This window comes from Flavihumibacter sp. UBA7668, from assembly GCF_002483205.1.
Taxonomy (GTDB): domain Bacteria; phylum Bacteroidota; class Bacteroidia; order Chitinophagales; family Chitinophagaceae; genus Flavihumibacter.
In genome coordinates this window covers 41,068-68,063 of record NZ_DLHM01000002.1, presented here as the reverse complement: position 1 = coordinate 68,063, position 26,996 = coordinate 41,068, and the positions used below count along the sequence as shown (strand labels likewise).

At 42.4% G+C, this 26,996-nt stretch carries 26 protein-coding genes and 1 tRNA gene; 11 read left to right on the top strand and 16 right to left on the bottom strand.

The window, feature by feature from the left end; translation table 11 throughout:
- Nucleotides 1-4 precede the first annotated feature (4 nt).
- Nucleotides 5-2,293: a B12-binding domain-containing radical SAM protein gene (locus B2746_RS03860; RefSeq protein ID WP_290791157.1), complete on the top strand. Its 2,289-nt coding sequence runs from the start codon at nt 5-7 to the stop codon at nt 2,291-2,293.
- A gap of 3 nt (nt 2,294-2,296) precedes the next feature.
- On the opposite strand, the gene B2746_RS03855 is transcribed toward B2746_RS03860, so the two are convergent.
- Entirely contained in the window at nt 2,297-3,052 is a 756-nt protein-coding gene (locus B2746_RS03855; protein ID WP_290791156.1) for a Bax inhibitor-1/YccA family protein, read from the bottom strand.
- A 41-nt stretch (nt 3,053-3,093) separates the two neighbouring features.
- On the bottom strand, nt 3,094-3,378 hold the full coding sequence (locus B2746_RS03850; protein ID WP_290791155.1) for a hypothetical protein: 285 nt from the start codon (nt 3,376-3,378) through the stop codon (nt 3,094-3,096).
- An 82-nt stretch (nt 3,379-3,460) separates the two neighbouring features.
- Here B2746_RS03850 and uraH point away from each other — a divergent pair, with 82 nt between their 5' ends.
- Nucleotides 3,461-3,862: a hydroxyisourate hydrolase gene (gene uraH, locus B2746_RS03845; protein ID WP_290791154.1), complete on the top strand. Its 402-nt coding sequence runs from the start codon at nt 3,461-3,463 to the stop codon at nt 3,860-3,862.
- A gap of 35 nt (nt 3,863-3,897) precedes the next feature.
- On the opposite strand, the gene B2746_RS03840 is transcribed toward uraH, so the two are convergent.
- The 3 genes from B2746_RS03840 to B2746_RS03830 are packed head-to-tail and all read right to left on the bottom strand — an operon-like array spanning nt 3,898 to nt 5,807.
- Nucleotides 3,898-4,488, bottom strand: coding sequence for an HPP family protein (locus B2746_RS03840; protein WP_290791153.1), 591 nt, complete (start codon nt 4,486-4,488; stop codon nt 3,898-3,900).
- Nucleotides 4,489-4,506: 18 nt separating this feature from the next.
- Complete coding sequence (locus B2746_RS03835) at nt 4,507-4,962, bottom strand: cold-shock protein (protein ID WP_290791152.1); 456 nt, start codon at nt 4,960-4,962, stop codon at nt 4,507-4,509.
- Between the two features lie 38 nt (nt 4,963-5,000).
- Nucleotides 5,001-5,807, bottom strand: a complete 807-nt coding sequence (locus B2746_RS03830; protein WP_290791150.1) for an SDR family oxidoreductase — start codon at nt 5,805-5,807, stop codon at nt 5,001-5,003.
- Between the two features lie 67 nt (nt 5,808-5,874).
- On the opposite strand from B2746_RS03830, the gene prmC reads away from it, so the two are divergent.
- Complete coding sequence (prmC, locus tag B2746_RS03825; RefSeq protein WP_290791148.1) at nt 5,875-6,723, top strand: peptide chain release factor N(5)-glutamine methyltransferase; 849 nt, start codon at nt 5,875-5,877, stop codon at nt 6,721-6,723.
- A gap of 4 nt (nt 6,724-6,727) precedes the next feature.
- On the opposite strand, the gene B2746_RS03820 is transcribed toward prmC, so the two are convergent.
- From B2746_RS03820 to pepT, 4 genes are all read right to left on the bottom strand, one after another.
- The gene (locus tag B2746_RS03820; RefSeq protein ID WP_290791146.1) at nt 6,728-7,132 is read right to left on the bottom strand and encodes an ExbD/TolR family protein; all 405 of its coding nucleotides are present in this window, start codon (nt 7,130-7,132) and stop codon (nt 6,728-6,730) included.
- Between the two features lie 9 nt (nt 7,133-7,141).
- Nucleotides 7,142-7,840 carry a MotA/TolQ/ExbB proton channel family protein gene (locus B2746_RS03815; protein ID WP_290791144.1) on the bottom strand — a complete coding sequence of 233 codons (699 nt, stop codon included), beginning with the start codon at nt 7,838-7,840 and terminating at the stop codon, nt 7,142-7,144.
- A 66-nt stretch (nt 7,841-7,906) separates the two neighbouring features.
- Nucleotides 7,907-8,851, bottom strand: coding sequence for an SPFH domain-containing protein (locus B2746_RS03810; protein WP_290791142.1), 945 nt, complete (start codon nt 8,849-8,851; stop codon nt 7,907-7,909).
- A 33-nt stretch (nt 8,852-8,884) separates the two neighbouring features.
- Nucleotides 8,885-10,132: a peptidase T gene (gene pepT, locus B2746_RS03805; RefSeq protein ID WP_290791140.1), complete on the bottom strand. Its 1,248-nt coding sequence runs from the start codon at nt 10,130-10,132 to the stop codon at nt 8,885-8,887.
- 33 nt (nt 10,133-10,165) lie between these two features.
- Between pepT and B2746_RS03800 the strand changes: the two genes are divergently transcribed.
- Complete coding sequence (locus tag B2746_RS03800; protein ID WP_290791139.1) at nt 10,166-10,999, top strand: CPBP family intramembrane glutamic endopeptidase; 834 nt, start codon at nt 10,166-10,168, stop codon at nt 10,997-10,999.
- Nucleotides 11,000-11,031: 32 nt separating this feature from the next.
- Here the strand turns inward: B2746_RS03800 and B2746_RS03795 are convergent, their stop codons facing one another.
- Nucleotides 11,032-11,487: an FKBP-type peptidyl-prolyl cis-trans isomerase gene (locus B2746_RS03795; RefSeq protein WP_290791137.1), complete on the bottom strand. Its 456-nt coding sequence runs from the start codon at nt 11,485-11,487 to the stop codon at nt 11,032-11,034.
- Between the two features lie 85 nt (nt 11,488-11,572).
- Here B2746_RS03795 and B2746_RS03790 point away from each other — a divergent pair, with 85 nt between their 5' ends.
- The 4 genes from B2746_RS03790 to B2746_RS03775 are packed head-to-tail and all read left to right on the top strand — an operon-like array spanning nt 11,573 to nt 16,053.
- Entirely contained in the window at nt 11,573-12,775 is a 1,203-nt protein-coding gene (locus B2746_RS03790) for an exo-beta-N-acetylmuramidase NamZ family protein (RefSeq protein ID WP_290791134.1), read from the top strand.
- 21 nt (nt 12,776-12,796) lie between these two features.
- Entirely contained in the window at nt 12,797-13,747 is a 951-nt protein-coding gene (gene fmt / locus B2746_RS03785) for a methionyl-tRNA formyltransferase (protein ID WP_290791131.1), read from the top strand.
- Nucleotides 13,748-13,750: 3 nt separating this feature from the next.
- Entirely contained in the window at nt 13,751-14,626 is an 876-nt protein-coding gene (locus B2746_RS03780) for a bestrophin family protein (protein WP_290791129.1), read from the top strand.
- Nucleotides 14,627-14,634: 8 nt separating this feature from the next.
- Nucleotides 14,635-16,053, top strand: coding sequence for a DUF4403 family protein (locus tag B2746_RS03775; RefSeq protein ID WP_290791128.1), 1,419 nt, complete (start codon nt 14,635-14,637; stop codon nt 16,051-16,053).
- On the opposite strand, the gene B2746_RS03770 is transcribed toward B2746_RS03775, so the two are convergent.
- Nucleotides 16,054-16,437 carry an SET domain-containing protein gene (locus B2746_RS03770; RefSeq protein WP_290791127.1) on the bottom strand — a complete coding sequence of 128 codons (384 nt, stop codon included), beginning with the start codon at nt 16,435-16,437 and terminating at the stop codon, nt 16,054-16,056. It lies immediately after the preceding gene.
- 29 nt (nt 16,438-16,466) lie between these two features.
- Here B2746_RS03770 and mgtE point away from each other — a divergent pair, with 29 nt between their 5' ends.
- From mgtE to B2746_RS03755, 3 genes are all read left to right on the top strand, one after another.
- Nucleotides 16,467-17,861 (top strand): magnesium transporter, encoded by a 1,395-nt coding sequence (gene mgtE / locus B2746_RS03765; RefSeq protein ID WP_290791126.1) that lies wholly within the window; start codon nt 16,467-16,469, stop codon nt 17,859-17,861.
- Between the two features lie 86 nt (nt 17,862-17,947).
- Nucleotides 17,948-19,783 carry a glutamine--fructose-6-phosphate transaminase (isomerizing) gene (gene glmS, locus B2746_RS03760; protein WP_290791125.1) on the top strand — a complete coding sequence of 612 codons (1,836 nt, stop codon included), beginning with the start codon at nt 17,948-17,950 and terminating at the stop codon, nt 19,781-19,783.
- A gap of 9 nt (nt 19,784-19,792) precedes the next feature.
- The gene (locus tag B2746_RS03755) at nt 19,793-21,982 is read left to right on the top strand and encodes a DUF4954 family protein (protein WP_290791123.1); all 2,190 of its coding nucleotides are present in this window, start codon (nt 19,793-19,795) and stop codon (nt 21,980-21,982) included.
- Here B2746_RS03755 and B2746_RS03750 read toward each other — a convergent pair whose 3' ends face one another.
- From B2746_RS03750 to B2746_RS03730, 5 genes are all read right to left on the bottom strand, one after another.
- Nucleotides 21,983-24,058 carry a hypothetical protein gene (locus B2746_RS03750; protein WP_290791121.1) on the bottom strand — a complete coding sequence of 692 codons (2,076 nt, stop codon included), beginning with the start codon at nt 24,056-24,058 and terminating at the stop codon, nt 21,983-21,985. It abuts the gene before it with no gap.
- Nucleotides 24,059-24,150: 92 nt separating this feature from the next.
- Nucleotides 24,151-24,360, bottom strand: a complete 210-nt coding sequence (locus tag B2746_RS03745) for a hypothetical protein (RefSeq protein WP_290791119.1) — start codon at nt 24,358-24,360, stop codon at nt 24,151-24,153.
- 20 nt (nt 24,361-24,380) lie between these two features.
- Nucleotides 24,381-25,694 (bottom strand): ribosome biogenesis GTPase Der, encoded by a 1,314-nt coding sequence (gene der / locus B2746_RS03740; protein ID WP_290791117.1) that lies wholly within the window; start codon nt 25,692-25,694, stop codon nt 24,381-24,383.
- A 117-nt stretch (nt 25,695-25,811) separates the two neighbouring features.
- The gene (era, locus tag B2746_RS03735; RefSeq protein ID WP_290791115.1) at nt 25,812-26,681 is read right to left on the bottom strand and encodes a GTPase Era; all 870 of its coding nucleotides are present in this window, start codon (nt 26,679-26,681) and stop codon (nt 25,812-25,814) included.
- 176 nt (nt 26,682-26,857) lie between these two features.
- Nucleotides 26,858-26,932, bottom strand: a tRNA-Met gene (locus B2746_RS03730).
- Between the last annotated feature and the right edge of the window lie 64 nt (nt 26,933-26,996).

Genomic DNA, 26,996 nt, shown 5'->3' with positions numbered 1-26,996 from the left:
TTTTTTGACACCTTCTGCTAAAATCATATTGAATGAAAAACAGGATATTTCTGATACTGCCCTTAATGGGGTAAATTTGCCAGCTAAACTGGATTTTTTGAGCACAGCGGTATTTCTTGTAACTCCTCCATTTACGCAGTTAAATACGCCTTACCCTGCAACGGCCTATTTGAAGGGTTTCCTGAACACAAAAGGAATTCCTTCTGCACAGGCAGACCTCGGAATAGACCTTACCCTGGCTGTATTTAGCAGCGGGGGATTAACTGAATTATTTGAACAGGTTGATCCGTCAGTTGAACGCAGTGCCAATGCAAATAGAATTTATCGTCTCCGACACAGCTATATTCAAACAATAGATGAACTGATCCGTTTTCTTCAGGGAAAAGAGCCAACATTGGCACACCGGATTGCCAGGAGAAACTTCCTTCCGGAAGCCGGTCGCTTTGCCCAACTTGATGATCTTTCCTGGGCATTTGGTGCCATGGGAACCCAGGACAAGGCTAAACACCTTGGCACTATGTACCTGGAAGACCTCTCCGATTTTATTCAGGAATCCATTGATGAACATTTTGGTTTCAGCCGGTATGCAGAGAAACTGGCAAGGTCAGCCAATCAGTTTGATGAGCTTTATACCTATCTTCAAAAACCACCAGGCTTTATAGACCAAAAAATGCTCGAATTGATGGAGGAATATATCCACCATTATCAACCCGGGCTGATTGCATTTTCGGTTCCATTTCCCGGCAATCTTTTTGCCGCATTACGATGTGGTCAATACCTGAAAAAACATCATCCGCAAATAAAAATTGCAATGGGTGGAGGATTTCCGAATACGGAATTGCGCTCACTCAAAGATAAACGCGTATTTGAATTTCTTGACTTTATAACCCTGGATGACGGCGAAGCTCCAATTGAACAATTGCTTTCTTATCTCGATGGAAAAATCCCGGTTAGTGAATTGAAAAGAACGTTCCTGCTTCAGGATGGCACAATCAGTTTTATTCAGAATTCCAGCTGCCGTGATTATAAACAGACTGAAACTGGCACACCGGACTATTCCGGACTTCCCCTCGATTTATATATCCAGGCAATTGAGATCATCAACCCGATGCATTCTTTATGGAGTGACGGAAGATGGAATAAACTGACCATGGCACATGGTTGCTATTGGGGTAAGTGCACTTTTTGTGATATCAGTCTTGATTATATTCGGATATACGAGCCTGTTGCAGCAAGTCTGATTGCAGACAGAATGGAAGAACTTATACAGCAAACAGGTAATAACGGATTCCATTTTGTAGATGAAGCCGCACCTCCCGCACTCATGCGTGCTCTGGCCATGGAAATACTGAAAAGAAAATTGGTGGTTAGCTGGTGGACCAATATCCGGTTCGAAAAAAGTTTCACGAGAGATCTTTGCCTTCTGCTCAAAGCAGCTGGCTGCATTGGTGTATCTGGCGGATTGGAAGTTGCATCGGACCGACTACTGGCATTGATCGATAAAGGCATTACCGTGGCTCAGGTAGCGAAGGTAAATAAGCACTTTACCGAAGCAGGAATTATGGTACATGCCTACCTTATGTATGGATTCCCTACGCAAACAGATCAGGAGACCATTGATTCACTGGAAATGGTTCGCCAGTTATTTGTAACCGGTGTTTTGCAAAGTGCTTTCTGGCATCAATTCACCATGACGGCTCATAGTCCGGTTGGTCTGGATCCGGAAAAATTCAAGGTCAGGGCAGTAAAGCCGGTACTGATTGAATTTGCAGATAATGATGTGGAACATGAAGACCCAACAGGGGCAGATCATGCAGCCTATGGGTATGGTTTGAAAAAATCATTGCTGAATTTTATGCATGGCAACTGCCTGGATTACCCGCTACACAAATGGTTTGACTTCAAAATACCGAAGACCAGTATTCCACCGGATTATATCGAAAAAGTATTGGAGGTAGAAGAATTGGCTGCCACCAAACCGGAAACGAAAATTATTTTTATTGGGGAATTGCCAACCACTGAAATTGTTACGAAATCCAAAAAAGGCCAGCAGTGGGAATTAATGGAGCTGAATTTTGAAACAGCACAGGCAACCCATTCAATCCGGCTTCAACCAGAAGAGGGAAAATGGTTAATAAGCATTCTCCCTCTTCTGCAGTTAAATACCAACAAAATCATCACCAGGCAGGAAATTCAATCCTCTTATGATGCTGCCGGTTTACCCGATTTTGAATTATTCTGGGATAACAAACCAATGAATTCATTGTATAAAGCAGGTTTGCTCCAATTTTAAATTTTAATCGCGACTGCTAAGTTTACTTAATAAACGAAGCATCTCAACATATAACCAGATAATGGTTACCATTAATCCAAAAGCACCAAACCATTCCATATATTTTGGAGCACCCATTTTTACGCCGGAATCGATCATGTCAAAATCAAGAATCAGATTAAGTGCAGCAATGGCTACAACGAAAAGTGAAAAGCCAATTCCCAACAAACTGCCTTCGTGTAAAAACGCGATATCTACGCCAAAAATACGCAGCACCATTGCAATTAAATAAAATATAGCAATTCCTGCCGTAGCTGTGAATACAATTGATTTAAATCGTTCTGTTGCCTTAATTATTCCGGTACGATATAAAACATACATAGCGATTACGGTTCCAAAAGTTAATCCAACTGCCTGCATAACAATCCCGGGAGCAGCTGCTGCAAATGCATCAGAATAAACAGCAGAAATACCACCCACAAATACACCTTTAACCAGCCCATAAACTGGTGCAGCATACGCGCCCCATTGCGGACGAAAGCTGATTACAAGGGCCAGAATCAGGCCGACTATGGCTGATCCAATAACCCAGGGCATAACGTTTACCCCTTCAAAATAGGCTTTCCAGGTTAGCAGTGCGGAGGACATTAACAAAAAGAACAGGAAAATAAATTTGTTCATGGTGCCTCTTTCGGTCATCGTTTCTGAACTGTGACCAACTAATGAAGCTTCAAATTTTTTTTCTGAAAGTGCCGGATTCCCGGATTTAAAAAATGCCATAGGTTCGAGTTTGAGCAGACAAAATAGTAAAAAAATAACAACTATTCAACCGGAGAGGTACCTACTGATTTACGAAGTTCCCTTTGCTGGCGACGAAGGTTTTTTTCCTGCCTTTTCTTCTCCTTTTTCAATTTCTTTTGAGATTTATTCAATCTCTTTTTGTGCTTTTTGGCTTTTTTGGCAGATTTTTTTGCTTTTCGCTCTGCCTTGGAAACACTTTTATGCTGTTTTTTCAAATTATCTGTCTGCGCCTGTGCTGTAACCGGTCCAGCCATTACGGAGAACATTACCAGCACTAAAAGCCCTATTCGTTTAATCCAATTCATAGTGTCAGTTTAAAAAAAAATGTGAATATATACTTTCTAACAAACAATTCAGGCCCGTTTAAGTTAACCAATAAACGTTAAAATGAAACAGCTTTTCCTCTTTACAGCATTGCTTATTTATTATTCAGGTTATTCTCAGTCTGACAAAGTATTTCAGTTAAGTACACATATATTGGATACCTGGTCTGGGAAACCCGCACAAGGCGTAGATGTTTTGCTTGAGAAGCAGGATAGCCCGGTTAGCTGGTCAAAAATTGGGCAGTTGGTAACGGATAAAAATGGCCGAATTGGGAATTTTCTGGAAGGCAGGGAGCATGCTGGTGTTTACCGACTCAGTTTTTTTATTCGACCTTATTTTGTTCAGAAAGGAGTAGATCCTATATATCCTTTCATTCCGGTAGTTTTTGAAATAAAAAAAAGAGAACATTATCATATCCCCATTGTAGTAACTCCTTATAGCTATTCAACCTATAGAGGGAGCTAGGGAACAACAGCTGATAAAAAAAGTCCAAACCTGGATCATCGAAGCAATAACAGCTTCCTGATCCTTTTTTTATAATTTCTATTGATTGGGTATCGGCGATTGGGTGTAATATTATTGAAAATCAGGGCAACCAATAATAAAACCAGTGCTCCGCTTAAAACCGGGAAAAGTATATAAGAATACCCCAGCACCTTTATTTTCTCTGAACCGATAACAGCCAACAGGGCGGTTGCACCTCCGGGTGGATGCAGCGTTTTCGTGAATTGCATCGCAATAATAGAAAGTGAAACCGCCAACGGTGCTGTAAGCCAAATTATATCCGGTAATAATAATTGAACACTGACACCAACAAAAGCAGAAATCAGGTGTCCGCCAATTAAATTACGGGGTTGTGCAAGTGGACTTTGAATTATCCCATAAACCAGAACACTGGAGGCCCCGAATGAACCAATGAGAAAAAGACTGTCCGAATCTTCCAGCTGGTAATTTTGCCAGAATGCAATAATTCCGATACCGATAAAAGAACCCAGGAAGGACCAAAATTTTTCTTCTCTATTTACGAGAGTTTCCTTGTAGTAGATATATTTTGAATAACGCAGGGTCCGCTTGAATCGTTTCTTTAACATGGCCGCCGAACATTGAACTTATTTCATCTTGCGTACATTGATGGCACTGTAACCTTTAGGACCACTTACCACTTCAAAATTTACTTTATCGTTTTCACCCAGACGGGTTTGCATTTCATTTACATGTACGAAAATACTTTCCTGGGTTTGCAAATCACGGATAAATCCGAATCCCTTTGCTTCATTCATGAAAGAAATAATTCCGGAACGGATCAGGTCTTCAGGGGATAATTCTGCCTGTTTTGGTATGCTTATCTGAATATCTTCTGCATTAACTTCCACTTTTGCAGATGGATCCGGTGGTGTACTAACAATATTGCCATCCGCATCAATATAGGCCATCATATCTTCCAATGACTTCCCTTTTTTTGCATCCTGCTTCCGCTCATCTTTACGTTCTTCTTTCTCCTGCTTCTTCTTTGCCCGCTTCTTTTCCATTTCCTTCTTATTGAACGATTCTTTCGATCTGGCCATACGCGAAACTTATTTGATTTACAATGAAGGTCGGAATTTTATCCGCCATCTGCAAAACTTTCATACACGGCCATACCTCCATCAATGAAGATGCTGGCCCCTGATATGTAGTCTGAATCATCTGAAGCCAGGAAAACGGCCAGCTTGCCAACATCATCAGGTTCTCCGATCCGGTTATAGGGTATCAGACTCATGAGCGACTGATAGGCCTGGGGTGTTTCCCAGGCCTCCCTGTTAATAGGAGTTCGGATGGCACCCGGACAAATACTGTTTACCCTGATTTGTTTGGGGCCAAATTCCTGAGCGAGGCTCTGCATCAGCATTTTAATAGCTCCTTTTGAAGCGGCATAGTTAACATGTCCGGCCCAGGGAATCAATTCATGCACGGAGCTCATACATATAATTTTTCCACATGCTCTGGAACGATCTGGCTGTACACCCCGGCGTAAAAATTCACGAATCGCCTCCCTGGCACATAAAAACTGACCAGTCAGGTTCACATCAATCACTTTTTGCCATTGTTGAAGGGTCATGTCCTGAAAGGGAGCATCCTGTTGGAGACCGGCATTATTTACTAAAATATCAAGGGTGCCATACTGTTGCATTATTTCCCCGAACATAGAGAAAACCTCTTCTTCCTTACTAACATCGGCCTTGAGGGCAATTGCATCTGAACCGGCACGCCGAATTTCAGCCGCCACTTCTTCAGCGGCATCCGAACTCGATACATAATTAACTACAACGGCGGCACCTGCTTCACCCAATGCTATTGCGATGGCTTTTCCGATACCGGAACTTCCACCAGTAACCAGGGCGATCTGCCCTTTCAATTTTTTTTCACTCATGCCAAAAGTTACAAAAAAATTGGGCCAGTGCTGCCTACCTTTACCAATCAAAAAATCAGCCATTTAATTGTCTACACCACGTGATCATATAATCCGGCAACTCAGTCCTCTTTATGGAAAGGAGGAAGCTGGAATTATTTCAGAAATGGTATTGGGGAAGATTAGTGGGTTGCCCAGGCAGGAAGTAAGGCATATAAAGGCAGCCAATCTTTCCGATCAGCAACAGGTACAACTGGAAGAGATGCTGGAACAATTGGTAAGCCATCGCCCGATACAATATGTACTAAATGAAGCCTGGTTTCAGGAAATGCCCTTTTTCGTAGACGAGCGGGTACTTATACCCCGGCCTGAAACGGAGGAACTGGTGGAATGGGTGATTCAGGATTATCGGGCTATTGCTGCGCCGGTAATTCTGGACATTGGCTCAGGAAGCGGGTGTATTCCAATCAGCCTGGCAAAAAAACTTCCAACCGCTCAAATTCACAGTTGCGATTTAAGCTCTTCAGCACTTACTGTTGCTCATTTAAACGCGGCCCGTTTAAATGCTGTGGTTCACTGGCAGGAGCTGGATTTCCTGGATGAATCCAACTGGTCAGCGTTGCCTGCGCCAAATTGTATAGTGAGCAATCCGCCCTATATTCCAAAGCAAGAAGCAGATCTTATGAGCCAACATGTTGTAGTATATGAACCTGGGATGGCATTGTTTGTCCCAGACCAGAATCCCTACCTTTTTTATAAAGCGATCGCTCGTTTCGCCCTGCAAAAAACCAAGTCCGGTGCCGGAATTTATCTGGAAATCCACGAAGATCACCCATTAGGTGTCAGACAGGTGTTAGAACACTGTGGGATGAAAAACATTGAAATCCGGAAAGATATGCAGGGAAAAGATCGGATGGTTAAAGCTATTCGGCCATAATTGATTACTGAACCCCGTTTTTATCCACCGCCAATACGGAACGGGCTCCCAATTCGCGTGCCACCCGCATCACCGCCACCACATTTTCAATGGGAACATTTTTATCCGCATTGATTACCACGGAAGGCTGGTCAGTTTCCTTTGCCAGAATAGGTTGTAAGCGTGCTTTCAACTCCTCCAGACTCACCTTGGATGTTCCCACAAAAAACTGGTTATTGGCATCAATCGACACCACCACCGTTTGTTTTGCTTTGGTATCACTTTTTGCTTTGGGCTGAGAAAGTTTAATCACATTCGGATTAGCCAGGGTTGAAACAATGAGGAAAAACAGCAATAGAATGAACAGGATGTCATTCAATGCTCCGGTATGTACTTCGGCATGGCCGCGTAAACGTCGTTTTAAATTCATTCTTATCCTTTATCTCGTTGGCTCCTGAAGGGTATCAATAAAATCAGAACTGGCTACTTCCATTCGATTCACAGTTTTATCAACCTGAGCATTCAGGAAGCTATGACCAACATAGGAGAGCAAACCAATAATCAAACCGGTTGCTGAGGTAATCATCTTTACATAGATCCCGCTTGCAATGGTACTCAGTGTGTATTCGCCCGTTGAAGAAATCCCATAGAACAATTGAACCATCCCCACAATGGTGCCAAGAAAACCAAACATGGGTGCAATACCGGAAATAAGCGATAAAACTGAAAGATTTCTTTCCATCTTATACATTTCCAAACGGCCTACATTTTCCATGCTTTTTTCAATAGCATCTATAGGTTTCCCAATCCGCTGAATGCCTTTATCGATGATCCGGGCAACCGGATTATTGGTGTTTTTGGCCAGGGATCTTGCTGCGGCAACATTTCCACTAAGGATATGATCTTTGATGATACTCATAAAGTTCTCATCAATCTTACTGGCTTTATTGATGGCCAGGTAACGTTCAAAAAAGAAATAGACGGCGATAATAAACAATAAAAACAGCGGAATCATCAGCGGACCGCCCTGAAAGAGCAGGTTGATCATGCTGAGGTCTTTGTTTTCATTGGCTGTAGCCTGGGCACCTTCGACCATTTGTTTGGCCGTATCTGCAATCTGAAGAAGGAACAAATTCATCTGGTTGTTTTATTCTATTTGTCGGGTGTGAAAATAAGGCTATTATTTGCTAAGGAATTCTAAAGATTATGGAGTTGGGTGATCTGCACCTATCTGTTTCACCATCATCGCCTGAATCTGTTTCATGGTTTTCTCCATTCCTTCTGCGCTGCCATCCAGGAAAATAACATTTCCTTTACCATATTCGGCAAAGTTCTTAACGGCTTCCGTCCACATGCTAAAGAGAATAACATTGGTATCCAGATTAGCCTGACGCATCCGATCTGCTGCCTCGCTCATCCCCTTGGCTACTTCTTCCCGGAAGAGCGCAACACCCTGACCTCTAAGACGTGCAGCTTCCCGCTCAGCTTCCGCGGCTATTTTGATGGCATTCCCTTCTGCTTCAGCTCCTTTGGTTTTGGTGATCAGCAAGGCCTGCCCTTCGTTTTCAGCAGCAGCTTTCAGGTTATGAGATGCCACTACCCTGCTCATCGAATCCATAATAACCTGATCAAACGTAATATCATTGATCTGCAAATCAAGCAGGTGATACCCCCATTCTTCCAGCAACTGATCAATCTGGTCCTTTACGTATTCAACGATTTCTTTCCGCAATGCCAGAATTTCCGCCTGACGTTTGGTTGCAACAAAAGAACGGATGGTTCCCTCAATAGTCCGACTCAGGGCCTGCATCAGATCACGTTCACTGATAAATTTAAAGGCCACTTTTTTGATGGTGTCTTCATTTTCATTCTGCACAGCATAGAGCAACATATTTTTAAAATACACATTGGCCTGGTCTGCGGTTACGGCCTGAAACTCCAATTCCACCGACCGGTTTTGAATGGAAACCCGCTTGGAAATCTGTTCAATAAAAGGAATGATAAAATTCAGTCCGGGGTGCAAAACCCGACGGTATTTACCAAACATCGTCACAACACCAATCGTTCCCTGATTGATGGTTTTCAGTCCGGCTAATGCAGCCAGTACCACTATAATAATCCACCAACTGGACGAAATAAAATCTAACATTTTTATGGATTTGCGGTTAATATACTACTATTCTCAGGAGTTCTTCTCCCAAAGCTGCACCAATTCAATCAATACCTGTACAGATTTTTCCATATCCTGTACACTTACATACTCCTGTTTACTGTGCAGCGACATTTCTCCGGTAAACAAATTCGGACAGGGCAGCCCCATAAAAGACAAACGGGCTCCATCCGTACCGCCCCGGATAGGAAATTTTCTTGCGGAAATCCCGCAATTTTTCATCGCTTCCTCCGCCAGTTCCACCACTTTGGGATGCTCTTTCAACACTTCTTTCATGTTGCGGTATTGTTCCTTCACCTCGTAGCTTGTGCGCGAACCTGGATATCTCAACACAATTTCATCTGCAAGGTGTTGCAGGAGGTATTCATGCTGGCCCAGCAACAGGGTATCAAAATCACGAATAATAAAATCTACCTGGGCCAATTCAGCACCACCGGAAATCCGAACCGGGTGAACAAAGCCCTGTCTGCCTTCCGTAACCTCCGGCGATAAGTTTTCCTTAGGCAAAGCAGCCAGAAACTCGCCGGCCAGCTTAATGGCATTGATCATTTTTCCTTTTGCCGAACCGGGATGTGCAGCAATTCCATGAAAATAAACTGTCATGGCATCCGCAGAAAAATTCTCGTCCTCCAAACTACCCAGCTCTCCTGCATCCAAAGTATAAGCAACGGAAGCACCCAGTTTTTGAAGATCCACTTTATCAACACCCCGCCCTATTTCTTCATCTGGCGTAAATAGGATTTTGATATCGCCATGTGCAAGTCCGGGATTTTTTACGAGACAGGCAGCCAGGTCCATGATAATTGCAACCCCGGCTTTATCATCCGCCCCCAACAAGGTTGAACCGGATGCCGTGATAATATCATCCCCGATTTTTTCTTTCAGGTAGGGATGGTCCTCAATTTTAATGATCTGCGAGGGATCATCTGGCAATACAATCGGTGCTCCGGTATAACTGGGATGAAGAATTGGCTGAACACCGGTACCGCTGCAATCTGGCGCCGTATCAACATGAGAACAAAAACAGATTACCGGTACTGACTTTTTGCTGGTTGCCGGAATTGTCGCATACACATACCCGTACTCGTCCAGATGCGCGTCGGCAATTCCCATTTCCATTAATTCCTGCACCAATAAACGCGACAGATCCTTTTGTTTTTCGGTACTGGGCTGGGATTCACTATTGGGATCACTCTGCGTATCAATTTGTACATATCGCATCAGGCGATCTTTTACAGTAACCCGATCGAATTCCGGCATGATTGGTTAATTTTCGGCCAAATTAATGTATTGATGTCAAAGCAGACAATTGGAAAACCCTGGAATTTACCAGGTTACCTGAGAGCTATCGTGTACACCCTTTTGTTTCTGGGCATATTGATTGGAGGGGGAACAATTGGCGCGATGCTGGGTTTCGACATCTACCTTACCACAACTGTGCTGGCCATCCTTACAGCACTGCTTACCTATGTACTAAGAGTACAAATGGATCGGGAAAGCTGGATGTCTCTTGGCTGGAAATGGGGGGGATTTGAACTCGATTTTAGCGTCGGCATCCTGATTGCCATCGCTATATTGGGCGGAGGCACCTGTATATTATTGGTATTGAATGCAATTGAATGGACAGATGTGCAGTGGAATGGTACTGCTTTTTTTATTTCACTCGGACTGATGTTGCTGGTAGCTTTTTATGAAGAACTTGCATTCAGGGGTTATATACTCAACAACCTTATGGAAAGTATCCATCCGCTTTTTGCATTACTTATTTCTGCTTTGATCTTCGCCCTCTTTCACGGAACCAATCCGAATGCTTCTGTTTTATCCATCCTGAATGTATTTCTGGCAGGGATATTACTTGGGATTAATTTTATTTATACCCGAAATCTCTGGTTTGGAATCGGACTGCATTTTATCTGGAATTTTCTACAGGGTCCCATATTAGGTTATGAAGTAAGTGGCCTGTCACTCCCTTCTGTTCTGGTGCAGAATCAAACAGGGTCAGATACCATAACCGGCGGCAATTTTGGCTTCGAGGGCTCCCTTATCAACTCAATCCTTATGCTGGTTGTCATCTTTCTACTTTTTCTGCTATATTCCAAACAGTTCAATAAAAAATGGCTGCCTTAAAGGCAACCATTTTTTATTGAAAATATTGATAATTAAGGCATAATTATACGGGAAGGGGCGCCGATTATTTCAACCAGTTCAATATCAAAAACCAGGTCTTCACCCGCCAGCGGATGATTCGCGTCCAACAGGATAGCCGCTTCCTGTATCTCGGTAATAACAACAGGAACCATCTGGCCCTGGCTGTTATTTAAATTAAGGCGCATACCAATTTCCATTGGCATATCTGAAGGAACCTGTTCTTTCGGGAACTCGATTATCATATCAGGATTTTTCGGACCATAGGCATCATCAACAGGAATATGAACGGTTTTCTTATCACCCGCCAGCATCCCCACTACACCGTTGTCGAAACCGGCGATAACCATACCACTGCCTACCTGGAACTCCAATGGATCACGACCCTCGGAACTATCAAAGGTGGTTCCATCGGTAAGGCGACCATGATAATGAACTTTCACTGTATCGCCAGATTGTACTTGTTGCATAAAAAATATTTAAATTGATCAAATCAGCACACAAGGTAAGGGAAAAGCGGGAGAGCTCCTGCTACCAAACCGTTATATTTGACCCATGAAAAAGATTTTTTTTGGCCTTTTTTTCCTCTTCATTTTTAACTCTTTTACCCAGGCGCAGCGGATTGAACCCGGTGCAGAACAATTTGACCAATATCTTCCACAATTAAAGGGACTTCGGGTTGGAATATTTGCCAACCAGACAACGGTAGTTTATGACACCCTGCATCTGGTGGATGTATTGACAAAAAAAGGAATTAAAATCACCCGGATTTTTTCTCCTGAACATGGATTTCGGGGAACTGCAGATGCAGGCGAAAAAGTAGGAAATTCGATCGACCCCGAAACAGGAATCCCGGTTATTTCTCTGTACGGGAAAAACCGAATTCCTAAAAAAGAAGATCTCGCCGCTGTGGATATTCTGGTCTTTGATATTCAGGATGTAGGTGTTCGATTCTATACCTATATTTCTTCTCTCGAAGAATTTATGGAAGCAGCCATTGCAGCAAAAAAAACATTACTGGTACTGGACCGACCCAATCCCAATGGATTTTATTTGGATGGCCCTATTCTGGAAAAACCCTATCGCTCTTTTGTTGGCATGCAACCCGTTCCGGTGGTTTATGGAATGACAATTGGCGAGTATGCGAAAATGTTGCTGGGAGAAAAATGGCTGGATACTACTCTTCTAACCAAAGACTTCCACCTGAGTGTAATACCCTGTAAAAACTATACACATGACAGTCTGTATACCCTGCCGGTAAAGCCTTCTCCGAATCTTCCAGACATGTCAGCAATCTACTGGTATCCTTCCACCTGTTTTTTTGAAGGCACCATTTTAAGTGAAGGGCGTGGAACAGATTTGCCCTTCCAGGTATTTGGTCATCCTTCCCTGCCCAAAAATCTTTATTCCTTTACCCCCCGATCCAAAGAAGGTGCTAAAAATCCAAAGCTGAAGGATCAACTTTGTTATGGATGGAATCTTTCTGATAAACCTTCTGAAGTGCTGAAAAAAATAAATGGTCAATTAAAATTGGATTACCTGATTGATGCATATCGTTTGTATCCGGATAAATCAGGTTTTTTTCTGGGTAAACCAGATGCTGCTCCCACAGCTTATTTTTTCAACAAGCTGGCAGGAAACAGCCAGCTCATGCAACAAATCAAAGAGGAAAAAACCATGAAAGAAATCAGGACTTCCTGGCAACCAGGTTTAGAAAAATTCAAAAAAATAAGAGCAAAATACCTCCTCTATCCTTAACACTATAACTTATTCCATAATATGGATTTTCGTTCCCTTCGTATAGTTTTCATGGGCACACCAGAATTTGCAGTTGCTTCGTTGGATGCGCTGGCAAAAGCAGGCTGCAACATTGTTGGCGTTGTAACTGCACCAGACCGTCCGGCTGGCAGGGGTATGCATTTACAGGAAAGTGCGGTCAAACAATATGCGGTTATTCATAAACTGCCTGTGTTACAACCGGAAAAACTCCGGGATCCTCATTTTCTGGAAGCGCTTGACAAAATGAAACCTGATCTACAGGTTGTTGTCGCATTTCGCATGTTGCCGGAAATGGTCTGGGATCTTCCTCCCATGGGAACAATCAATGTACATGGATCATTACTGCCCAATTACAGAGGAGCGGCCCCCATCAACTGGGCAGTTATCAATGGGGAAAAAGAAACCGGTGTAACTACTTTTAAGTTGCAACATGCCATTGATACGGGTAACATACTAATGCAGGAAAAACTATCAATTGGAGAAGAGGAGGATGCCGGAGCCGTTCATGATCGAATGAAAGTATTGGGGGCTGCTACCCTTTTAAAAACGATAGAGGGGTTGGCCAATGGAACATTAATAGAAATTCCGCAGCAAAACTTGCTGAATGCGGAACTTGAACCCAAACATGCGCCGAAAATCTTTACTGAAACCTGCCATATAAACTGGTTTAAGCATATTGATGAAGTGCATAATCTGATACGTGGCTTATCACCATATCCTGGTGCTTATACATCTTTGGAAGGTAAAAGCCTCAAAGTTTTTAAATCAACCAGGGAACAGACTGAACCGGCTTCTGCACCCGGACATTTTGAAACAGATCATCAGACTTATCTGAAGTTTGCGACACCGGATGGTTATATCCATCTTGAAGAAATCCAGTTACAGGGCAAAAAGAAAATGAAGATTGCTGATTTTTTACGTGGCTATCGTTTTACTACACAATCAAACTAAACAATGATATCGTATAATACCAAAGACTGGCTTTCTGTCCTGTTCAAATTACACAAAGCGGATACGGTAAGGCAACTGTTTCCACTGGTTGTATTGGTGTCTCTCTATTCCTGGGGTGTTGCCTATCTGGAAGTTGAAGTATTAAAACTATCCGATAATAGTCACCTGAAATCTGTTTCATTGATGCACAGCCTGCTGGGTTTTGCCATTTCAATGCTGCTTGTATTCCGCACCAATACGGCCTATGACCGTTGGTGGGAAGGGCGTAAACTATGGGGTGCATTGACCAACAATACCCGGAATCTGGCAATAAAGCTGGACAGCATTTTATCAGTAGACGATCAGGTAAACCGGAATTTTTTTCGCAAATCCATTCCTTTATACGCAAGCATGCTGAGAGATCATTTGCGTTCAGAAAAAACCCGACTTGCATTGGATGAAATCGATCATCCGGAACTGGCCATAGACCAATCCAGGCACCTGCCAAATCAGGTGGCATCGCTTTTACTGAAACGTGTCCAGGAATTATATCGCAAAGGAGTAATAAGCGGAGATCAGCTTATTACAATCAATGCAGAAATGCAATCCTTTACAGATATATGCGGTGCCTGCGAACGAATCAAAAACACCCCCATCCCCTATTCCTACAGTGTTTTTATAAAGAAGTTTATTTTCATTTATGTAATTACATTACCGGTTGGATTCGTATTCAATATGGGCTACCTCGTTATTCCTGTTGTAGCTTTTGTATTTTATGTACTGGCAAGTCTGGAATTAATTGCAGAAGAAATTGAAGATCCTTTTGGAGGAGATGCCAACGATGTTCCGACAGAAAAAATTGCAGAAAATATCCGTATCCATATCAACGAAATACTTTGATAATATCTATGCTTATCCGAATAGTAAATCCGTTCAGTATCCTTGTTGTTTTGCTACTTGCAGGATGTGGCACCAGTAAAAAAACAACCGTCCCGACAGTGGAACCAATTGTGAAAACACTACCTCCATTAACGGAGTCTGTCATTCATATTCCGGTTAAAGTGGTGGTTAAACCCTTCCTTCAGCAGGCAGAACAATTGGCTCCCAAAGAAATCACTTCAGATGGATGGCCGGCCTATATGCCAAGCGGCTGCGATTTTCGCTATAAGTATCGCTTTCTCCGATCGGGTTTTCAGTTCAGCTGTTTGAATAACCGGGTAACCATGACTATGAATGGAAGATACCAGATTGCCGGAAGTAAAACGGTTTGTGTATTGGGGCAATCCGTTTCTCCCTGGATCAATGGCAGCTGTGGATTTGGCGATGAACCAATGCGCAGGGTAAATATCCAGTTAATATCTGATTTGAAATTCACCACCGATTACCGTCTTCAAACCAGCACAAGAGTTGAAAAAGTGCAGGCCCTCGACAAATGTGTGGTTACGGTCTTCAATAATGATGTTACCCAACAGGTAATGGATAGTATTGCTGCTTCCGTTAACTTTTATGGAAATGAAATAGATCAGAATTTACGAAATCTCCGCTTTGATGAAGTACTGAATCCAATTGCAGAAAGAGCAGGAAAAAAAATACCGCTAAGCACTTATGGCTACATGAAATTAAATGCAAATTCAGTAAAACTGGGAGCCATCAATCTTGCCGGAGACACGTTGCGTTTTGTTGCAGGTATTTCCTGTTTTCCGGAAATTAGTTCAGACAGCATTAATACAGCCACCACCAAACATTTACCCCCACTCAGTGGTGTGGTGAATGGCGATGGCTTTACGCTGACCACCAATGCAGTTTATGACTACCTGACTATTGACACCTTGTTAACCAGAACCTTACGCAATCGAGAATTTGATGTAAAAGGAGAAAAAATCAGGATTTCCAGTGTGGAGGTCAGTGGATTGGACCAGTATAAGGTTCGATTTAAGATCAGTTTTACAGGAACCAAAAAAGGAACCCTGTTTCTCACCGGAACACCAGAATTGGATCTTGTCAGCCAGCAGTTGCAGGTACCGGATTTGGAATATGACCTGAATTCTTCCAGTCTTGTTTTGGTGGTGGGCAAAACATTTTTCAACAGGCAAATACTGGAAGGGTTAAGACAACAGGCAAAAATTAATGTTCGGGATCTTTATCTCAAAAACAAACCAAAAATCGATGCGCAGTTTAACCGTTCAATCATGGATGGTATTTTCATGAAAGGAGCAACGGATGAATTACGTTTAACCGGCCTTGTAATCAACAAGGACAATGTACAGGTTCAGGCACAGGTAAAAGGAATGGCAAGTCTTGTAATTACCAAACTGCCCCTGCAATAATTAAATGGCATCAAACCATAAAGGTTTGGGATCATTCCAGTCGCCATTGTAATTTATGAAAAGCTCTTCTCCTGCTGCAATGGGCCGAACTGTTTTGACACGGATCATTTGGGATTCAAAATCCATTTCATATTCGCAATTGCTTTCAAAACTGTGATTGTAAATGGATACGTAACCGAGTGCAACACAGCAATCTTTGCGTTCATCTCCCCACTCAAAAATATAATGGTGCAGAAGGGTCTGATCCAGCAAAATGCGTTCTTTATTTGACAGTACAATAACCGGACTAATTTCCACCAAAATATCAGCTTCAAGCGGGTCGAGCGTAAATACACCTCTTCCCATCTGGTCGGTAGGTGCTATAATCAGGCTGGGCAAAATCATTCTGCAATATAAAAATGTATTTTTACCCCATGACCGAAGATCTGGAAACACCTGCCTCCCTCAGTGAACAATTCTCTTCCATTATACATATGGAAGACAAACTGCGCATACGGGAGTTCCTGAATAATCAGAACATCAGTGATGTTGCTGAACTGGTTGATGAATTTGATGATTACGCAAGTCAGATCATCGGCAATATGAGTACGCACCGGGCAGCCAGTGTTTTTAAGATTTTGGACATTTCCGTTCAAAAGCAGGTAATCCAGGAACTGCCTCCCTTGAAATCAGCCGAATTACTGAATGAATTACCGGCGGATGACCGAACTTCTTTCCTGGAAGAATTACCAAATGAAGTGGTAAAGGAACTTATAAAAACGCTTGACCCCGAAGAGAGACGGATTACCCTCTCCCTGCTTGGTTACCCCGAAGGAAGTGTGGGGCGCCTGATGACCCCGGATTATATTACGGTTAATATTGACTGGACCATGACCGAAGTACTGGATCATATTCGGGAAGTGGGAAGGGAATCAGAAACCATTGATGTTATTTATGTAGTCAATGATAAAGGTGAATTTGTGGATGATGTCAGAATCAGGGATGTAATTATGACCAGTCCGGATAAGGTGGTGAGTGATATCATTGATTACCGTTATATCGCCTTACATGTAAACGACGATCAGGAAGTGGCGAACCAGATTTTTAAAATGAATAACCGGGTTGCATTACCCGTTCTGGATGATCACAATTTATTGCTTGGAATTGTAACCATTGACGATGTACTCTGGGTTGCCAATGAAGAATTCAGCGAGGATATGCAGCGGATTGGTGGTACTGAAGCACTGGATGAGCCCTACCTCGAAATGCCTATTTTCAAACTGTTCAAAAAACGTATTGTCTGGATGGTGGTCTTATTCATTGGAGAAATGCTTACGGCTTCTGCAATGGGTTATTTTGAAGATGAAATTGCAAAAGCCGTTGTGCTGGCTTTATTTGTGCCGCTGATTATTTCAAGTGGAGGAAATAGTGGTTCACAGGCGTCGACGCTGATAATTCAGGCTATGGCCGTAGGAGAAATCACGATTTCTGACTGGTGGCGGGTATTGAAACGGGAAATAGTATCCGGTCTATTACTCGGTACGGTATTGGGAATAATCGGTTTTTTCAGAGTGGTTGCCTGGTCGCAGTTTTTCCCGGAAGTGTACGGCGTTTATTATATACAATTAGGAGCCGCAGTCGGAATTTCCCTGATGGGTGTTATTTTATGGGGAACAATCAGCGGATCCATGTTACCCATTTTTTTGAAACGGGCAGGCGCGGACCCAGCCGTTTCATCTGCCCCATTTGTTGCAACGCTGGTAGACGTAACCGGGTTGATAATCTATTTTAGTGTGGCCTACCTCTTTCTTCGGGGACTTATGCTCTGACCTGCGCAATCGATTGCTTAAATAATTTTTTAACTATGTTTGCGTTCTATACTTTGAACCTCATATAACACAAAAAGCTAATAAACATGTGTGGAATTGTTGCTTACATTGGACATAGAGAAGCCTATCCGGTAATATTAAAGGGATTGAAACGATTGGAGTACAGGGGCTATGACAGTTCTGGAGTGGCTCTACTGAACAATGGAATGAAAGTGTATAAAAAGCAGGGGAAAGTGGCTGAACTGGAGGAAACGCTAGTTGGAAAAGACCTGCATGCAACTATTGGAATTGGTCATACCCGATGGGCAACCCATGGTGAACCGTGCGATAGAAATGCCCATCCCCATACTTCCAAAAATGGGAAATTGTCGATGATTCATAACGGGATCATCGAAAACTATGCGCAGATCAAATCAGAACTCATAAAAAAAGGATACAATTTTGTAAGTGACACTGACACGGAAGTATTGTTGAAGTTTATTGAGGATATTCATTCAAATAATGGCGGATCGCTGGAAGAAGCAGTACGTATTGCACTAAAAAGGGTGGTTGGTGCCTATGTAATTGTTTTGCTGGACGAAGACAATCCGGATACGCTGATAGCAGCAAGAAAAGGCTCTCCTCTGGTAATCGGCATTGGCAAAGGAGAACATTTCCTGGCTTCTGATGCTTCACCGATTATTGAATACACCAAAGAAGTGGTGTACGTAAATGATTATGAAGTGGCCATTATCCGTCCGGATGAATTGATTTTAAAAAACCTTGGCAATGAAAAAATCACGCCCTTCATAACCAAACTCGACATGGAACTGGCTGCTATTGAAAAAGGCGGATACGACCATTTCATGTTAAAGGAAATTTTCGAACAGCCGCATACCATCTTTGATTGCCTTAGAGGAAGACTGGATGCCGCAGCCGGCACCATTACCATGAGTGGTATTCAGCAATATGCCGAACAATTGATGACTGCCAACCGCATCATTATGATTGCCTGTGGTACCAGCTGGCATGCCGGCCTGGTAGCAGAGTATATTTTTGAGGAGCTGACCAGAATACCTGTTGAAGTAGAATATGCTTCTGAATTCCGCTACCGTAATCCGGTTATTAATAAAGGTGATGTAATCATTGCAATCTCTCAGAGTGGCGAAACTGCCGACACACTGGTTGCAATTGAGAGCGCCAAAGAAAAAGGGGCCATAATATTAGGGGTCGTAAATGTGGTAGGTTCTTCCATAGCAAGAACTTCACATGCCGGGGCTTACTCGCATGCCGGTCCGGAAATTGGAGTAGCAAGTACCAAAGCATTCACCGGTCAGTTGGCGGTATTAACCATGATGGCATTGAAACTTGGTTATATGAAAGGATGCATCAGTGAAAAACGCTATATGCATTTGCTGAACGAATTAAATGATGTACCTGAAAAAGTAGCAACCGCATTATTGCAAAAAGAAGCCATTGAAGCAGTGGCGCATAAATATAAAAACGCATCTGATGCGCTTTACCTTGGGCGGGGGTACAATTTCCCTGTTGCACTGGAAGGTGCATTAAAACTCAAAGAGATTTCCTATATCCACGCAGAAGGCTATCCGGCAGCAGAAATGAAACATGGTCCAATTGCATTGGTGGATGACCAGCTCCCTGTATTTTTTGTGGCAACCAAGGATAGTTTCCATGAAAAAGTATTGAGTAATATGCAGGAAATAAAAGCGAGAAAGGGGAAGGTAATTGCTGTTGTCAGCGAAGGCGATGATTCTGCGAATCAGTTGGCAGATGACCTGATCGTTGTTCCGTATGCCGATGAATTAATTGCTCCGATAATTAATGTTATCCCTATGCAATTACTCGCCTATTATATTGGTGTGGCAAAAGGATTGGATGTTGATAAACCCCGCAACCTTGCGAAAAGTGTAACGGTAGAATAATCACACAATATGAACCTCATTAAAAAACATGCTCTTCAATCACTGGGTTATGGTTTTATTGAAAACCGTTATCTGGCTGAAGGGAAGGATGAATATTTCCATAGAAACCGGCAGAACAACAGCGGAATAAAATACAGACAACTGACAGCTTATGAAATTGAAGTGCTGGTTCGAAACAGAAATCAAAGCGACGACTGGAATAAGCTGCTTGTTTCCGATGCATTTAATCCGGAACTGGTAAAGAATTGTAAATTCTATGGACTGGTTCGTATTGGGAAACTGGAACCCTACTGCCTGGAGTTTAATAATCTTCGTATGGCGGTTGGTTTATACAACAGTACCATTATAAGTTCTGATTTTGGCGACAATGTGGTGGTTGATAATGTAAATTATCTTTCTCACTTCATTATTGGAAACGAAGTTATGCTGGTGAATATAAATGAGCTGGCAACTTCAAGTCACTCCAAATTTGGAAATGGAATCATTAAAGAAGGGGAAGATGAAAAAGTAAGAATCTGGCTGGAAATATGCAATGAAAATGGAGGAAGAAGAATCCTTCCTTTTGATGGCATGTTACCCGGAGATGCTTTTTTATGGAGCAGAAACCGGCAAGACAACCTATTGCAGGAACGCTTTATCCAATTTACCAATACCCGATTTGATCCGGAAAGAGGGCATTACGGCAAGGTTGGTGATCGGACGGTTATAAAAAACAGCCGGATATTAAAAGATGTGTTGATTGGAAGTGATGCCTATATTAAAGGAGCCAACAAAATAAAAAACGTTACAATACATTCCAAACCGGATGCCAGGACACAGGTTGGAGAAGGTTGTGAATTGGTGAATGGAATTATTGGCGAAGGCTGTCGCATATTTTACGGTGTCAAAGCTGTACGTTTTATGATGGCAAGCCATTCCCAGTTGAAATATGGTGCCCGGTTGATCAACTCCTATCTCGGTAACAACGCCACTATCTCCTGTTGTGAAGTATTGAACTCTTTAATTTTTCCCGCACACGAACAACACCACAATAACTCTTTTCTTTGTGCAGCATTGGTAATGGGACAATCCAATATGGCCGCGGGTGCAACCATCGGATCGAATCATAATTCCAGAGCAGCGGATGGAGAATTAATAGCGGGGAGAGGATTCTGGCCAGGACTCTGCGTAAGCCTTAAACATAATTCAAGATTTGCCTCCTTTTCCATTTTGGCAAAAGGCGATTTCCCGGCAGAATTGAATATTCGTCTCCCCTTCTCACTGATCAGCAATGATGTCACCAACGACCAACTCGTTGTAATGCCCGCTTATTGGTTCGAATATAATATGTACGCGCTTGCAAGAAACTCCTGGAAATATGTGGCAAGGGATCAGCGAATTGAAAAAATCCAACATATTGAATACGATTATCTGGCTCCTGATACTGCAACTGAAATTTTGGAAGCCCTTCAGATTTTAACCCTGCAAACCGGAAAGGCATGGTTTCAAAAAGAAGGAAAAGAAGGCACGGCCAGACAAATGAATAATAAGGGAAAAGCACTGCTTGAGCAGGGAGAAGCAGCCATCCAGGAACTTGTTATTCAATTGGAGGATGCTGAAAACAGCAGCCGGCCGGTAATTATTCGCAAAGCTGCAATGGCATACAAATGGTATTCCAACCTGCTGGATTATTATGCTGCTCGCGAAATAATAAGCTTTTTTGAGCGAAACCCACTTAGCACCATCAACAGAATGGTAGCCAAATTACCGAAAGCAGGAAAAATTGCGGGCTGGGAAAATATAGGCGGACAATTGGTAGAAAGCTCTACCGTTCAGCAATGGCTTGCTTCCATACGATCAGGCAAAATCAGCAGTTGGCAGGAAATGCATACACTGTACCAACATGAAAGCAATAATTATACTGACCGCAAACTCGCTCATGCGCTTGCAATTTACAAATACAGATTTGGTGTGGACTTATCCACCAATCCTGCTGCTGTCCGTGAAATACTGACTTTCTCCATCGAATTAAGGAAGGAAATGACAGACAGGATTTATGAGAGTAGGGCGAAAGATTACCAGAATGAGTTCCGTAAAATAGTGTATGCAAATGAAGAAGAAATGGAAACCGTTGTGGGCAAATTAAATGATAACAGTTTTATTTCCGATGAACAAAAAGCATACCGTCAATATAAAAAGAAAGTTGAAGAGTTAAGGTGATTACCAAAATTGCTTTATTGTTGTGGTGCTGCCGCTGGAATTGGTTAACTTAAGAATTATCAGTTGATTTCTTCCAGAAGGCAGCGAAACTAAATGAGTTGCAATACCAGCTGGTTGCCATATACTTTTTCTTTCCAGTAATTGACCACCTGAGTTAAATAGTTCCATAACAAAGCGGTCAGCTTTGTTTGAGGAGAGTATTAGAGAGGATGACATTGGTACCAGAAAGGCCAGAATACCAGAACCCTCCTCATTAGATGGCAATTTCAATCCATTGCCATAAACAAGTTGTTGGTTTTCTGTAATGATTTTAATCCGGTATACACCGCCTTCCTGCGATCGCAAAATTCGATACTCATATTTTCTTTTACCTTCCATTGGCAAAACAGTTGCAATGGTTCTGAAATGCTGCCCATCTGCAGCCGATTCAATCTGAAATTCAGCAATAGAAACGCCGGACGAAACAATCCAGTTTAACTCCCATGACTGCATTGATTTGGACAACCAGCTGGACTCCAGTAAAATCGGCAACACATTGCTGCCGCCCGTTTTGTTTGCTAACGTATATCTTTTCGCCATTAGCTGTTCCTCTGATAATGCAATAGTTTGAACGCTTCCTTTAGAATTATCGGATCCCAGGGTAAGTCCATCACCTACGACGGACCATTGATCATCCAGATAGGAAGCGATGGTTAATTCAACAGCATTATTGATGGAACCACTTTGCGGACTTGCATAACTAAACTCAAAAACAGGATCAGGAGATGTTGCATCTGGCTGCGCATCTACTTCCCAATATTCCAATGATGAAATGGAAGCAAGTCCGGATTGAAAATATTGTCCGGGAATATTAGCATCATCCAAATGATAGGAAAGCCGAATGGACCCTTTAAAATTCCGAACATTTATACTACTTTTTGCATTGCCCTTAATTAAAGGGAAGATCATATTGTCATCCAACAAAAATCCTTTCCATACGGTTCCAGAAATGCCAGTTTCCGGCATATCAGGATCAGACAATATTCGGGCATTATGCAAAATCTCCAACAGATAGGATCCGGTTTCGATTATGCCTTTCTTCAGACTCAATTCATATGGAATTTTCCAATTGGAATACAGCTGGATTCCTGCTGAATTATCCACAACAATCCGGATACTATCTTCATTCCATCCATCTGACTGAACAAATTGTGTGTTTTTTCCATTCAGCAATATTGTACCGGAATGCCCGCTTGAATTTGATTCTGTTATACGTGATTGAATTTGTTCCCAATTTCCCCTTAAAGCAACACAGGAAGAGCGGTTGCCTGTAGACATATTAAGCACAGCGTAATTCATTTTCAGGTTTCCATGCAACTGAATCGTATCATCAAAATGCAGGGAAAACATGGTACCACTATCCAATTCCAAATTCCCACGGATTACAACAGGATTGGTTCCGGAAGAAGAATAGGTTGTTGTTCCGGAGGAACTGGCAGAACTTGATAATTCAAGACTCCCAAATACCCGTCCACTTATGGAAAACGTGGAAGCCGCATCCGGATTTTCCATTCGAAATACACCGTATTCAGTACCGGAAATTCGGCTCAACTGATTCACCATATCTGCATGCCCTGTTCTGCTGCGATGTATATACTGTGCTCCATTATCAATCCGGATGGAATCGCTAATTCGTAAGGCGTATCCACTGGCACTGCCGGATGCATTTATAAATGCAGCATTTTTTCTTAAATGAAGGGAATAACCTGACCCCAAAGTTGTAAAAGCCCTGGGTAAAGGTGAATCGCCAGCGCTGGAAAAGGTGTTACTGATGGGGAGCAACAGACGAATAAACCGATTGTCTGAAGGAGAAACTTCAAGTGATGCCACAACGATTTCTTCATCGGGAAGGATGACTTCATAACTTCCTGAAAAAAAACTATTATCCAGTAGCACCTGATCCGTGCTGCCAGGAACTGTATCGCCTTCCCAGTTGAGTGGATCATTCCAATACGCGGTACCATTATTTCCAGTCCATCTTTTTTGTGCCATACCAAAATGGCAAATCAGCAAGAAAACCCAACTCCACTTTTTCATACACGTCAATTTTCTAACACCAAATTAGAAAACAGGCGCAAATAAAAGTGCAGCTCAAATTGGAATGGGTGAAAAAACGGTATGGCGAGCGGTTACTTCTTAAGACTATCCGCAGTACTTGAATCTATCGCAGCTTTCACAGTTGAATCAATGGCGGCTGCTGCATCTTTTGAAACAGCAACGGCTGAATCTACGGCAGCTTTAATTGCCGTACTGTCAACTGTAGTTCCTGAAGAATCACTCCTATTAGCACAGGCAATAAAAAAAAGAATACAGATAAATAAGCAGGATAAATTTTTCATCAGGCAGAATTTACTGAGGATTATTTTTTTCGGAAGAAAATACGAACCGGGACACCCTTGAAATCGAAGCTTTCCCTTAGTTTATTCTCCAGATAGTTCCTGTAAGGTGCTTTAATATCATCCGGATAATTACAGAAAAATGCAAAGGAAGGCACATGGGTTGGCAACTGTGTTACATACTTGATACTAACCGGATTACCCCTAACAACCGGAGGATGATAGCCAGCAATAGCTTTCAACATAACATCATTCAGTTGGGAAGTAGGAACTTTTTTCTTCTTGTTTTCTACAACTTCCAATGCGATTTCAATTGCTTTAAATATGCGTAATTTATCTTTCGCAGAAATGAAAAGCACAGGTACATCCGTAAAAGGAGCTAATCTTTCCTTCAACAACTTTTCATAATCACGGGAAGTATTGGTTTGCTTCTCCACCAGATCCCATTTATTTACCAGGATTACTATTCCTTTGCCTTTTCTTGCAGCAAGGCTGAAAATACTTAAATCCTGTGCAGAGATGCCTTTTTCGGCATCGAGCACCAGCAAACAAACATCCGCTTCATCCATTGCTTTAATAGCGCGGATCACTGAATAAAATTCCAGGTCTTCATGCACTTTTTGTTTACGACGGATCCCTGCAGTATCTATCAACACAAATTCCTTCTGGAACATATTGTAATGTGTGTGAATCGTATCACGTGTAGTTCCTGCAATTTCACTAACAATGGTTCTCTCTTGTCCAACCAGGGCATTCAGCAGCGAAGATTTTCCAACATTCGGTTGTCCGATAATGGCAAACTTGGGAATATCTGCAGTTTCATCATCCGCCAGTCTGTCATCAGGAATTGCTTCCACTACTGCATCAAGAATTTCACCGGTTCCGCTTCCACTAATTGCAGAAACGAAAAATATTTTTTCAAATCCTAAACTGTAGAATTCAGAAGCGTCGAGTAAACGCTGATTATTATCCACCTTATTAACGGTGAGATAAACCGGCTTGGTGGTTCGTCTGAGGACGTCCGCCATTGACTCATCCAGATCAGTAATTCCGGTGGCGGTATCCGTCATAAAAATCAGGGCATCCGCTTCATCCAATGCAATCAGTACCTGTTTTTTAATTTCCTGTTCAAACACATCATTGCTCCGGGGCACAAAGCCACCTGTATCAATCACATTGAACGTTTTTCCATTCCACTCGGCAATTCCATACTGACGATCACGGGTAACGCCGCTTACATCATCCACGATTGCTTTCCTCTGCTCGAGCAAGCGATTAAAAAAAGTGCTTTTCCCCACATTGGGCCGACCTACGATTGCAACTGTATATCCAGACATTTTATTGAATTAGGAAGTTTGAAGTATGAAGTTTGAAGTTGTTGTCCTATGATTATTTTAAAAATTGCATTTATGGTAATTCTTTCACCTTTCACCTTTCACCTTTCACCTTTCACCTCATTTGTACCCGTATTCCTTCAGGTACAAATCATTATCCCTCCATTTCGGGCGCACTTTTACAAACAATTCAAGGAATACTTTCTGGCCCAGAAATTTTTCAATCTCAAGCCTTGAACGGGTTCCCAACTCACGAATCATTTTACCCTTATCACCCAGGATGATTCCTTTTTGTGTATCCCGATGAACAATAATATCTGCCATTATTTTCACCAGGGATGTTTTTTCTTTGAATTCCTGAACCAATACAGCAGCATGATAAGGAATCTCATCCTGATAAAGCTGATAAATTTGTTCCCGAATCAGCTCGCCAACAAAAAAGCGGGTAGGCAGATCGGTTAAATTTTCTTCATCAAAGAAAGGCTCACCTTCCGGAAGGTAGCTTAGTATGGTCGAAAGCAATTCTTCCAGTCCGGTTTTGTTAAGCGCAGATACCGGAAGTATTTCTTTTACATAGGACTTCTCTTTAAAGAAGTCTTCTGCCATTTTCAGTTTTTCAGCCTGAATGCCATCCACTTTATTGAGCACCAGTAGTGCAGGAACTTTCAACCGAAGTGCAGAAAAAATAGCATCGCTTTCCTCCCAGCTATCCCAGGTATCAACTAATAAAATAGCGAGGTCTGCATCTTCCAGCGCGCTTTTAACAGCCTGCATCATGCGCTGGTGCAATTTGTATTTCGGTTCAATAATTCCGGGGGTGTCGGAGAAGATGATCTGATATCCGGGTTCAGACAGAATTCCTTTGATTCTGTGCCTGGTCGTTTGCACTTTTGGTGATACGATTGCCAGTTTTTCACCCAGCAAAGCATTCAGCAATGTGCTTTTTCCCGCATTGGGCTTCCCGAATATGTTTACAAATCCGACTTTCATCTTTAGCGATTAAAGGGCAACAGACTCACGCTAAAGCAGGATCAGGAGGTAATCAGATTCCAACGCGATATTGTTGCCGCATAGAATAAATGTCCACAAAGCTACTAAATTCCAAAAGGAACCCGAAACAGGGTGGTGTTTACAATAAAAAACCAGCAAGTAAAACTTGCTGGCTCTGGTTGCGAAGGGAGGGATCGAACCTCCGACCTTCGGGTTATGAGCCCGACGAGCTACCGCTGCTCTACTTCGCGATTTGGATTGCAAATGTACAGCGAGATTCCTTTCCTTCCAAAAATTTCTTTAATAAACCCTTTT